Annotated in this window: 10 protein-coding genes; 4 read left to right on the top strand and 6 right to left on the bottom strand. The window is 60.8% G+C overall.

The features are described 5' to 3' along the window. The 6 genes from AC1D1P_RS05485 to rodA form a co-directional block, all read right to left on the bottom strand. Positions 1 to 1,075, bottom strand: a 1,075-nt coding sequence (locus tag AC1D1P_RS05485) for a 3-deoxy-7-phosphoheptulonate synthase (RefSeq protein ID WP_477672324.1), incomplete at its 3' end; no start/stop codon positions are given. 229 nt (positions 1,076 to 1,304) lie between these two features. Further along, entirely contained in the window at positions 1,305 to 1,898 is a 594-nt protein-coding gene (locus AC1D1P_RS05490) for a hypothetical protein (RefSeq protein WP_477672325.1), read from the bottom strand. A 116-nt stretch (positions 1,899 to 2,014) separates the two neighbouring features. After that, the gene (tldD, locus tag AC1D1P_RS05495) at positions 2,015 to 3,538 is read right to left on the bottom strand and encodes a metalloprotease TldD (RefSeq protein WP_477672326.1); all 1,524 of its coding nucleotides are present in this window, start codon (positions 3,536 to 3,538) and stop codon (positions 2,015 to 2,017) included. A 139-nt stretch (positions 3,539 to 3,677) separates the two neighbouring features. Further along, complete coding sequence (locus AC1D1P_RS05500; RefSeq protein ID WP_477672327.1) at positions 3,678 to 5,435, bottom strand: tetratricopeptide repeat protein; 1,758 nt, start codon at positions 5,433 to 5,435, stop codon at positions 3,678 to 3,680. Between the two features lie 24 nt (positions 5,436 to 5,459). Continuing rightward, positions 5,460 to 5,759, bottom strand: coding sequence for a hypothetical protein (locus AC1D1P_RS05505; RefSeq protein ID WP_477672328.1), 300 nt, complete (start codon positions 5,757 to 5,759; stop codon positions 5,460 to 5,462). Positions 5,760 to 5,773: 14 nt separating this feature from the next. Next, on the bottom strand, positions 5,774 to 6,928 hold the full coding sequence (gene rodA / locus AC1D1P_RS05510; protein WP_477672329.1) for a rod shape-determining protein RodA: 1,155 nt from the start codon (positions 6,926 to 6,928) through the stop codon (positions 5,774 to 5,776). A gap of 205 nt (positions 6,929 to 7,133) precedes the next feature. Between rodA and AC1D1P_RS05515 the strand changes: the two genes are divergently transcribed. The 4 genes from AC1D1P_RS05515 to aroE all read left to right on the top strand — a co-directional run bounded on the left by AC1D1P_RS05515 (position 7,134) and on the right by aroE (position 11,632). Continuing rightward, positions 7,134 to 7,730 (top strand): YqiA/YcfP family alpha/beta fold hydrolase, encoded by a 597-nt coding sequence (locus AC1D1P_RS05515; RefSeq protein WP_477668386.1) that lies wholly within the window; start codon positions 7,134 to 7,136, stop codon positions 7,728 to 7,730. A 66-nt stretch (positions 7,731 to 7,796) separates the two neighbouring features. Then, positions 7,797 to 9,857, top strand: coding sequence for a ribonuclease catalytic domain-containing protein (locus AC1D1P_RS05520; protein ID WP_477672330.1), 2,061 nt, complete (start codon positions 7,797 to 7,799; stop codon positions 9,855 to 9,857). 38 nt (positions 9,858 to 9,895) lie between these two features. Beyond that, positions 9,896 to 10,744, top strand: coding sequence for an energy transducer TonB (locus AC1D1P_RS05525; RefSeq protein WP_457281085.1), 849 nt, complete (start codon positions 9,896 to 9,898; stop codon positions 10,742 to 10,744). A 48-nt stretch (positions 10,745 to 10,792) separates the two neighbouring features. Further along, a complete protein-coding gene (aroE, locus tag AC1D1P_RS05530; protein ID WP_477668389.1) occupies positions 10,793 to 11,632 on the top strand; it encodes a shikimate dehydrogenase in 840 nt (279 codons plus the stop codon). Positions 11,633 to 11,713: the final 81 nt, after the last annotated feature.

The raw sequence follows: 11,713 nt of genomic DNA on the forward strand, positions 1-11,713 counted from the left end.
CGTCCAGCGAGTCGTTCCAGCCCAGGCAGGCGTCGGTGATGCTTTTGCCGTATTCCAGCGCTTTGGAGTCGTCCTTGCCAGGGGTGAATTTTTGCGCGCCGGCAGTGAGGTGGCTTTCCACCATCAGGCCGAACACATGGCGCGAGCCGCCTGCCACCTGGCCTGCAATGTCGCGCGCCACTTCGACCTGCTTTTCATGCTGCTTGGAGCTGTTGGCGTGGCTGCAATCCACCATCAGCGTGGCCGGCAGCTTGGAGGCTTCGAGCTCCTTGCAGGCCGCCGCGACGCTGGCCGCGTCGTAGTTGGGCGCCTTGCCGCCGCGCAAAATCACGTGGCAGTCTTTGTTGCCGTTGGTCTGCACAATGGCGACCTGGCCGTTTTTGTGCACCGACAGGAAATGGTGGCCGCGCGCCGCCGCCTGGATGGCGTCGGTCGCGATGCGGATGTTGCCGTCAGTGCCGTTCTTGAAGCCGATGGGCGCCGAGAGGCCCGAAGCCAGTTCACGGTGCACCTGGCTTTCGGTGGTGCGCGCACCGATGGCGCCCCAGGAGATCAGGTCGCCGATGTACTGCGGTGAGATCACGTCGAGGAACTCGCTGCCGGCAGGAAGGCCCAGGCGGTTGATGTCGATCAGCAGCTGGCGCGCGATGCGCAGGCCTTCGTCGATGCGGAAGGTTTCGTCCAGGTACGGGTCGTTGATCAGGCCCTTCCAGCCGACGGTAGTACGCGGTTTTTCGAAGTAGACGCGCATCACGATTTCCAGCGTGCCTTCGTACTTCTTGCGCTGTTCGACGAGTTTGCGGGCATAGTCCAGCGCAGCCATCGGGTCGTGGATGGAGCACGGCCCGACGACGACAAGCAGGCGGTCATCCTTGCCCTGGATGATGTTGTGGATGCTTTTGCGGGTTTTGCTGATCAGCGTCTCGACGGCGGTGCCGCGGATCGGGAAAAAGCGGATGAGATGCTCGGGAGGGGGTAACACGGTGATGTCCTTGATGCGTTCGTCGTCGGTCTGGCTGGTCTTTTCGACGCTCGCATACCAGCTGTCGCTGGCGGAGGTGGCTTTGGCATTCATCGCAGGTTTCCTTTTCTAGATGTCGGTCAATTCGGGGCAGTACACACAATTAAAACGGGCAAAAAAAAACCGCCGGAGGTCCGGCGGTTTTTGGAGAATCGGTGCGTTTTATCGGGTCACGCGTTGATCTCTCTACCGCCGGAAGCGCTTGAGAACCAAAAGTAACCAAAATAAAACTTGGCGGAATTCATAAGCTGAAATGTAGCACAGCTCAAGTTGAGCTATCAACTCACGACAATTTTTGAAGGATTTGCCAGGGAATATCCACGTTGGGGTTAATTGGTTTTCTCTTGGGGTCGGAGGCCAACACATCCCTGAATACTTTATAGCCGGTGGCATAGGGCACAAAAATCCAGAAGTCTTTCTGTCCTCCTACGCTCAATGGCGTGCCATAGCCGGGCATCTCTGAGCCATCCATCACAAGCTGTGCTACATATTTGCGCTCGCCTATCGCAAGAGTGCCGCGATCAAAACACCAACGCGCTCCTTTCGCGTCCTGAAAACATTGCTTCCCAAATATCCGTCCCAGCAATGCATCACTTAAAACAGTCTCACCTATATCGCCAATCCGAATGTATTGAAGCCTCTGGCGCTTGGGATCGTCTTTGGAATAAGCCCAGAGTTTGTCCCCCGAAGCGTTCAAGCAAGCGTTTGAAGCCGCTTCGTGCCATGAAGAAAGCGTCGGCTCACCGGTTTTATCAATCCATAGCGTGGGATAACCATTCATGGGACTGTTTTTACTGGTCACCTCGCTCCAATTTTTTTTGAGGACAAGCTCGTCCCAAAGCTGCTTGGCAACATAGGAGCCGCTGATTTTTTTCAACCTGCCACCGCTATCGCAAGCAGGCTCAGCCCGCACCAACGGCATGCCGCAATAAGTTGCTACGACCCAAACCCCCAAAAAAAAAGCGCACCTGCCCACGATTTCCACCTACAGACTCAGGCCGTCCCGCCCACGGTCAGGCCGTCGATGCGCAGCGTCGGCTGGCCCACGCCCACTGGCACGCTCTGGCCTTCCTTGCCGCAGGTGCCCACGCCGCTGTCGAGCTGCATGTCGTTGCCCATCATGGTGACGCGGGTCAAGGCGTCGGGGCCGTTGCCGACAATCGTCGCCCCCTTGACGGGGTAAAGAATCTTGCCGTTTTCGACCCAGAAGGCTTCGCTGGCCGAAAACACGAACTTGCCCGAAGTGATGTCGACCTGGCCGCCGCCGAAGTTGGTGGCGTACAGGCCTTTTTTGATGCTGGCCACGATTTCTTCGGGCTGCTTGTCGCCGCCCAGCATGTAGGTGTTGGTCATGCGCGGCATGGGCACATGGGCATAGCTCTCACGCCGGCCGTTGCCGGTGGGCTTGACCTTCATCAGGCGCGCGTTGAGCGAATCCTGGATGTAGCCCTTCAAGATGCCGTCTTCAATCAGCACGTTGCGCTGGCTGGCGTTGCCTTCGTCGTCCACGTTGAGCGAGCCGCGGCGGTCGGCAATCGTGCCGTCGTCCAGCACCGTTACGCCCTTGGCTGCCACGCGCTGGCCGATCTTGCCGGAAAACGCGCTGGAGCCCTTGCGGTTGAAGTCCCCTTCAAGGCCGTGGCCGATGGCCTCATGCAGCAAAATGCCGGGCCAACCCGAGCCCAGCACCACTGTCATTTCGCCGGCCGGCGCGGGGCGCGCATCGAGATTGGTCAGTGYGGCTTTCACCGCGTCGTTCACGTATTCGGCGATCTGCGCATCGTCAAAATAAGCCAGGCCAAAACGCCCGCCACCGCCGCCCGAGCCGACTTCACGACGGCCTTTCTGCTCGGCAATGACCGTCACGCTCAGACGCACCAGCGGTCGCACGTCGGCGGCGAGCGTGCCGTCGGCGCGCGCGACCATCACCACGTCGTATTCACTGGCCAGGCCCGCCATCACCTGCACGATGCGCGGATCCTTGGCTTTGGCGAGCTTTTCGACTTTCTCGAGCAACTGGACCTTGGCGGTGCTGTCCAGCGTGGCGATCGGGTCCAGGCCCTGGTAGAGCGAACGGCTGCCGGCCACCTTCCGGGCGGGCGTCTTGACGCGGGCAGCCTTGCCGCCCGCAGAAATGCTGCGCACCGTGCGCGCCGCATCCAGCAGCGACGCCTCGGAAATGTCATCGGAGTAGGCAAAGGCGGTCTTTTCGCCACTGACAGCGCGCACGCCCACGCCCTGATCGATGCTGAAAGAGCCGGTCTTCACGATGCCCTCTTCCAGGCTCCAGCCTTCGCTGCGGGTGTACTGGAAGTAGAGATCGGCATCATCGGCGCCGTGGGAGGTAATTTCGCCCAGCGCGCGGCTCAGATGCGCCTGCGTGAGGCCGAAAGGCGCCAGCAGCAGCTTTTCGGCAATCGCCAGCCGTCCGGATGTGGACTCCGTGGTCGGCCGCGCAGCGGACGAGACAGTGGATTTGTTGGCGGTGGAAGCGGGCGTGGAGCGAAGGAAGGTCATGCGGCCATTGTAGGCAGTCTGCCCTGCCCCGTCAGGGCCTGTGCACAGGCCGGTACGAGGCCCAGGGCTTTGCCCGCCGAGTTCCGGCCGTCGCAAGGCAAGTCGCGGTCATGATGCCTTGCGCGGGCCCTCGGTGAACTCAGGCGATTAGCGGCTGGTAACGCATTGACAGCGCTTCGCGCACCTGCTCCAGGGGTTGACGCCAGTCCCCAGCCGCGGCCTGGCGAAATATCCTTGCGCTCGGATACCAGGGGCTATCGCTCCTCTCCAGCAGCCAACGCCAGTCGGGGATGTAGGGAACCAGAATCCAAACCGGTTTACCCATGGCACCCGCAAGGTGTGCCACGCTGGTATCCGACGTAACAACCAGGTCCAGTGAGTCGATCACAGCTGCCGTATCGGCGAAAGTCTTCAGCGCMTCGCCCGGACAGAGGATGTGAGGTTGCGTCTTCATGACAGGAATGTCCACTTCACGAAGCATGGGTTGAAGGCATATTGCCGGCATTCCGTCGGGCAGGGCTTGCAGAAATTCCGCAAGTCGCAGAGAGCGTAGCCGGTCGCGCTTCTGTTTGGCGTTGCCGGACCAAACAATGCCCACCCGGGGGGTAGCAGATCCAGCCAAGGCAGCGAGCCGCTGTTGCCAGGCCGCCTTTTTATCGGGATCGGCTTTCAAATAAGACAAGCTCGCCGGCACAAACCCGGTCCGATGATGCCCCAGGGCCAATGGAAGGCTCATCAAGGGACAATAGCAATCAAACGGCGGCAAGGGCTCATGCTCCTCCAGAACGCGGGTCACCCCTGGAAGAGTCCCCATCAGCTCTTTAAGTCCCGCCTGCACCTGAAGCACAACGCGCGCGCCCTGCGCGGCCACTTCCGTGGCGTATCTGGAAAACTGGATGGTGTCCCCAAATCCCTGTTCACACGAGAGCAGGATCGTTTGACCGGCGATAGCCTCCCCACCGAGCCAGAGAGGCTTTGCAAAGACCTTGCGCTCTTTCACGTCTTTTTCTTTCGCGCTTCTGAGCCGCCACTCGTATTCCGTCCAGCCCGTTGCATAGTCGCCATTCAGCAGGGCGCTAAACCCGAGATTGAAATGAGCGGCGAAATTCCCGGAGTCCAGCTCAAGGGCCGTCCGGTAACTTTTGATGGCGTCATCATGGAAGCCCTGTTCACCCAAGGAAATACCGAGGTGAACCAGCGTATTTGCGTCCCCTGGATTGAGATCCAGTGCCCGCCGCATCAACGGAATCGCCCGTGCGAAATCTCCCGCGGCCTCGCACGCGGCCCCCAGGTTGCTCATGAATTGGGCGTTCTCCGGCTCCAGCGCAAGGGCTTTTTCGTAGGGCGCTATCGCCTTGAGCGGCAAATTCTGGGCGCTGTACAGGTTTCCCAGATTGCAGAGAAGCCCGACTGATTCGGGAAATCGGCGAATGCCTTCCTGCATGATCTCTTCCGCCTCCGTCATCTGCTCATGTTGAAAGAGTTCATAGCCCAATTCACGATAGGCCGGTTCAAACTCTGGCGCAAGCAGCACAACCTTCTTGAATCGGTGAATGGCCTGAGATACGTTTGCCTCCCGCTGTGCGAGCGTTCCCAACATGAAATGCGCGTCATGCTGTGTGGGATCCAGACTTGCGGCCTGTTCAAGTGCCGCCTTGGCTTCCAGAAGGTGGCCCTGCTCACTTAATACATATCCGAGATTGATCAGTGCGAAGACATCTTCTGGATCGGCCTTCGTTGCCTCGCCGTAGCACAAAGCCGCCTCATAAAGCTTGCCTTCTGCCAACAAGGCATTGCCATTCTTTTTGAGTTCAGCGCAACGATCCTTGTCAGGCGCACCGACGCTGGCTGCAGCGCTCGACGAAGCCGGCAGGATTTTTCTTAGAAGTCCGAACATGCTGCTCCAGAAAAACAGTAAGAACTACAGCTGTAAAGAAAGCCACTGCGTCAATTCATCGGCATAGGCATCATTAACGCCGCGGTCTTTCAATGTCCACAAAAAGGCATTACCCAGCTTGGCTTTTTTGTAGGTATTGAGTTTGTTGGCCCGTTTAAAGGCAGCGAGTTCATGCGACATCTTTATCAGCGTTTTTTCTGCTTTTTCCGCAAATTTCTTTTCTTTCACCGACTCTTTGGCCGGCAGCTCGCGGATCACGAGTTCCGCCAGCGAAATGCCGCACTGACTTGCGGCCCGCGTATCAAACCAGTCAAAAAACTCCATATGAACCTCCTTGTTTAGCTCTGCACCAAGCGCTTGGCCTTGGCGATCGACATCAGCATGCCGATGGCCAGTCCCAGCGTCACCATGGCCGTGCCGCCATAGCTGATGAAAGGCAGCGGCACGCCCACCACGGGCAGGATGCCGCTGACCATGCCCATGTTGACGAAAGCATAGGTGAAAAAAATCATGGTCAGCGCACCGGCCAGCAGGCGCGAAAACAGGGTCGATGCCTCCAGCGCAATGGCCAGTCCGCGCAAAATCAGGAAGATGAACGCCGCAATCAACAACAGATTGCCCAACAGACCGAACTCTTCGGAGTACGCCGCGAAGATGAAGTCGGTGGTGCGCTCGGGAATGAACTCCAGGTGCGTCTGGGTGCCGGCCATAAAGCCCTTGCCCGTGATGCCGCCCGAGCCAATGGCGATCATGCCCTGGATGATGTGAAAGCCCTTGCCCAGCGGGTCGCGCGAGGGGTCGAGCAGCGTGCAGATGCGCTGCTGCTGGTAGTCGTGCAGGATGGGCCAGCGCACGCCGTCGGCACAGATTTGCGGCTCGAACCACACCACGAGGAACACGCCGATGAGGCCCAGCAGCACTGGCGGCAGGATCAGCTTCCAGCTCAGCCCGGCAAAAAAAATCACCGCGAGCCCCGCGGCCAGCACCAGCAGGGAGGTTCCCAGATCAGGCTGCTTCATGATGAGCCCGACCGGAACGAGCAGCAACAACCCGGCGGCCAGGAAGTCCAGCGGGCGTAGCTGGCCTTCGCGTTTCTGAAACCACCAGGCCAGCATCAGCGGCATGGCAATTTTCAGGATTTCGCTGGGCTGGATCACCACGCCCACATTGAGCCAGCGCCGAGCGCCTTTTTTGGTGATGCCGAAAACGGCCACGGCGACCAGCAACGCCACCCCGGCAATGTAAAGCGGCACGGCAAAAGCCATCAAGCGCTGGGGCGGCACCTGGGCCACCACAAACATGATGGCGCCGGCAATCAGCATGTTGCGGCCATGGTCGATAAACCGGGTGCCGTGGTCATACCCTGACGAATACATGATCAGGAGGCCTGCACAGGCCAGCAAAAACACCGCAAACGCCAGCAGGCCGTCAAAGCCCTGGAGCAATGGCAAGGTTCGCTGATAAAGGGAGGGTTTGTCGAAAACGGCGGCCATGCGCGGATTATCCGTCAGCCTTGAAGCCGGGAACGCGTGGCCGGGCATCCCGCGAAAGCGGGCATCGCTATCAATTACATAGCTGCTCGCGCTGGCCCTGATTGGCTTGAAACCCTGTTTCACTTAAAACCGGCATCAAACACCGCGAAACCCGGGAAATCGGCTCCGGCAAAACCTGTGGTGGCCAGCCCGTCTAACATGCGGCATGCGCACCACCCACCTGCTCTATCTCCACGGATTTCGCTCCTCCCCCCAATCCGTGAAAGCAAAAAAAATGGCCGCTGCCGTGCAGCAGCGCCATCCCACCGTTCACTGGTGGTGCCCGCAGCTGCCACCTTCGCCGCACGCCGCGCTGCAGATGGTGAAGGACGAAATTGCCGGCTGGCCCGGCAAGCCGGGCTACCAAAGCATGGGCGTGATCGGCTCTTCGCTGGGCGGCTTTTACGCCACTGCGGTGGCCGAACAGGCCGCTTGCAAGGCCGTGCTACTCAACCCGGCCGTGGAGCCGGCGCGCGACCTCACCCGCTACATCGGCGAGCAAACGGCCTGGCACAACCCGGAAGAACACTTTTTCTTCGAACCCCGCTTTGTGGATGAGCTGAAAGCACAGCACGCCGGGCCGCTGAAATCGCCGCAAAACTACCTCGCCATCGTTGCCAAGGGTGACGAAGTGCTGGACTGGCGTGAAATGACGGCCCGTTATGCGGGCGCTCACATCCGGCTGCTGGAAGGCGGCGACCATGCACTGAGCGACTTTGACCGGCATTTGCCGACCATCCTCGACTTCCTGGCATTGGCCTGAAATCTCTCTGAAGCAGCCCTGATTACACTAGTCTCAAGTCATCAAAGACACCAAAGGGATCCCGTTTTGTTTGTATTGTTTGAAGAAGCCGGCAAGTTCCTGGCCGGCCGCATTTTGTCCGAGAGCGATGCCTCGCTGCAGGTCGAGCTCGACTCGGGCAAGCGTGTGAAGGTCAAGGGCGTTAATGCCCTGCTGAAGTTTGAAAAGCCATCCCCTGCCGAGATGGTGGCCGCCGGCCAAAAGCTGAGCCACGATATTGAGCTGGACCTGGCTTGGGAATTCGCCAGCGAAGACGAATTCGGCTTTGCCGACCTGGCGCGCGATTACTTTAGCGCCGACGGCAAGGCCGCCTCGCTGGAGCAGCAGGCCGCCGCGCTGTTTCGCCTGTACGACGCGCCGCATTACTTTCGCCGTGCCGGCAAAGGCCGCTTCAAGAAGGCACCGGCGGAAATCCTGCAGCAGGCGTTGGCCGCCATCGAAAAGAAGAAGCAGGTCGCGGCGCAAATCACCGCCTGGGCCGAAGAGCTGGGCCGCGGCGAATGCCCGGCGCCGGTGCGCGAGCAGCTCTACAAAATTCTTTTCAAACCCGACAAGAACAGCGCTGAATACAAGGCCGTCGTCGAAGCCTCACGCGCCACGCACACCGCGCCGCTCGATTTGCTGCAAAAGGCAGGCGCCATCGCCTCGCCCTACCAGTTCCACTGGAAGCGCTTTTTGTTCGAGAACTTTCCCAAGGGCACGGGTTTCCCGGCGCTGCAGGCGCCCGAGGTCAAGGACGAATTGCCGCTGGCCGACGTGAAGGCGTTTTCCATCGACGACTCGGCCACCACAGAGATCGACGATGCGTTGTCCGTGCAAGGCCTGGGCAGCGGCACTGTCACGCTTGGCATCCACATCGCCGCGCCGGGCCTGGCCGTATTGCCCGGCAGCCCGATCGACACCGTGGGCCGCGCACGGCTTTCTACCGTGTACATGCCCGGCTACAAGCTGACCATGTTGCCGGATGACATCGTCAAAAGCTACACGCTGCAGGAGGGCCGCAACTGCCCGGCCCTCTCGCTGTACCTCACACTGGATGAGGCCACGCTGCAGATCAAGGAAAGCGTGACCCGGCTGGAGCAGGTGCCCATCGTCAGCAACCTGCGCCACGACGTGCTGGACAGCACCTTCACCGAGGCTTTTTTTGAAGCTGCGCAAAGCAGCCCGCCTACCGGCGTTCAGTGGGGCGTGGAGCTGACCTTTTTGCACCGGCTGGCCAAACACCTGAAGGCCCAGCGCGAAATCGTGCGCGGCAAACCCGAGAACTTCAACCGGCCAGACTACAACTTCAGGCTGGACAACCCCACAGGCGGCGAGCCCCAGGGCAACGAGACGGTCAGCATCAGTACGCGCCAGCGCGGCGCACCGCTGGACTTGATCGTGGCCGAGGCCATGATCCTGGCGAACAGCACCTGGGGCGAGTGGCTGGCCGAGCACGGCGTGCCCGGCATTTACCGCAGCCAGGCCAGCCTCTTGCCCGGCGTGAAAGTGCGCATGGGCACCAAGGCCCTGCCGCATGCGGGCATCGGCGTCAAAAGCTATGCCTGGAGCACCTCGCCGCTGCGCCGCTACACCGACCTGGTCAACCAGTGGCAAATCATTGCCTGCGCACGCCATGGCCGCACGGCGGCACTGGCTGCGCCGTTCAAGCCCAAGGACGCCGAGCTGTTTTCCATCATCTCGGGCTTTGATGCCGCCTACAGCGCCTACAACGGGTTCCAGGCCGGCATCGAGCGCTACTGGACACTCAAATACCTGCAGCAGAACAACCTCACCGAGCTGACCGCCACCGCCTTCAAGGACAACCTGGTGCGCGCCGACGAGTTGCCGCTGGTGCTGCCGGCCGCCGGTGCGCAGGGCCTGYCGCGTGGCGCGAAAGTGCGTATAAAGCTGGGCGAGATCGACGAGATTACGCTGGATATTTCCGGCACAGTGGTCGAGCGGCTGGACGTGGAGATGGATGAGTCTCCTGATCCGCTGGGCGAGGAGGATGGCGAGTCCGAGATGGCCGCCGGCCCGATCTCGATTGCAGTCGATGTCAATGAGCCACAAACCGATGCCGCTGTGGCGGCTCCGGTCGCCGGTTAACACCGCAATACGCTCATAAACACCGATAATCTCTTCCTGTGAAGTCACCAAGCACACTGCAAATCGCCCTGGGCGCCTCCATCGCCTTTCATGCGGTGTTGCTGACGGCGCGTTTTGTTGATCCGGACCGCTTCAACCGTGTCTTTCAGGACACGCCGCTGGAAGTGATCCTGGTCAACGCCAAGTCCAACGAAAAGCCTGACTTTGCCAAAGCCATCGCGCAGGCCTCGCTGGCCGGTGGTGGCGAGATGGAAAAAGGCCGCGCCACTTCTCCCCTGCCGCCTTCGGCCCTGATGGAGCTGGGCGACGCCACCGAAGACGCCCAGCGCAAGGTCGATTCCCTGCAGGAGCAGCAAACCCAGTTGCTCGCCCAAATCAAAAAACAGCTGGCCTCSATGCCRCCGCCCGACCCCACACAGCCCGCCAACAACCCGGCGCAGGCCGAGCGCGAGGAAAAACGCAAGCAGCTCGTCAAGATCCTGGCGGAAATCGAGCGGCGCATCAACGAAGAAAACGCACGGCCGAAAAAGCGCTACATCAGCCCGGCCACACGTGAAGAGGTCTACGCCGTTTATTACGACGAACTGCGCCGCAAGATTGAAGACAAGGGGACGGTGAACTTCCCCGAGCTGGCCGGCAAAAAACTGTACGGTGAACTCACGATGATTGTGACGGTGAATTTTGACGGCAGTGTGATCGACACGGAAGTCGTGCAGACCTCGGGCAACCTGACGCTGGACCGGCGGGCGCAAAGCATCGTGCGCGGCACGGGGCCTTTCGGCAAGTTCAGCGATGCGATGCGCAGCAAGGCGGACCAGATCGTGGTGGTGTCGCGCTTCAAGTTCACGCGCGATGACACGCTTGAAACCAAACTCACCAGCCGCTAGCCCCGACTGCTGCTTTCAGCCCCACGCACATGAACACCCGGCCCCGCCATGGATAAATATTACGTCCTGGGCAACCCGATCGCACACAGCAAATCCCCGCTGATTCACGCGCGATTTGCCGAGCTCACGGGGCAATCCCTGCAATACGAACGCCTGCTGGTGCCGCTGGAGGCGTTCGGCGCCACACTGGCTGAACTGGTACAGGGCGGCGTAAAAGGCTGCAACGTCACCGTGCCTTTCAAGCTGCAAGCTTTTGAAGCCGCAAGCACACGGACCGACAGGGCGCAATTGGCCCAGGCCGCCAACACGTTGGTGCTGCAAGGCGGCGCCATCCACGCCGACAACACCGACGGCGTGGGCCTGGTGAACGACATCCAGAACAACGCCGGTGTTTCGCTGGCCGGGCGCGATGTGCTGCTGATCGGCGCAGGCGGTGCCGGCGCCGGCGCGCTGGCCACCCTGCTGGCGGCCGGGCCACGCCGTCTGGTGCTGGTCAACCGCACGCGGGCGAAAGCCGACGCGCTGGTGGCACGGCACCGGGCACACTCGTCCATGCAGGGCTTGCTACAAAAAACGGAGCTACTCGCGCACGACCTGCAAGGGCTGCAGGGCTATTTCGATGTAATTGTCAATGCCAGCGCAAGCAGCCTGACTGGCGCGGGGGTGCCGGTTCCGGCGCGGGTGCTCAAGCCCGGCGCGCTGGCCTGCGACATGATGTACGGCCCCGCCGCGGCGGGCTTCATGGCCTGGGCCCGGGAAAACGGCGCAACGCCGCGCGACGGGCTGGGCATGCTGGTGGAGCAAGCCGCCGAGGCCTTCGCCCTGTGGCGCGGGGTTCGTCCGCCCTCTGCCCAGGTATTGCGGGAAATGCGGGCGCAGCTGGCATGAAGGCATGCACGCCATGAAAGCACTCCTCAGGCTCATCGGCCTCGGGCTGCTGGCAGGCCTGGCGCTGCAACTGTTTTTTGT

The organism is Polaromonas sp. P1_E1_2 (assembly GCF_056406035.1).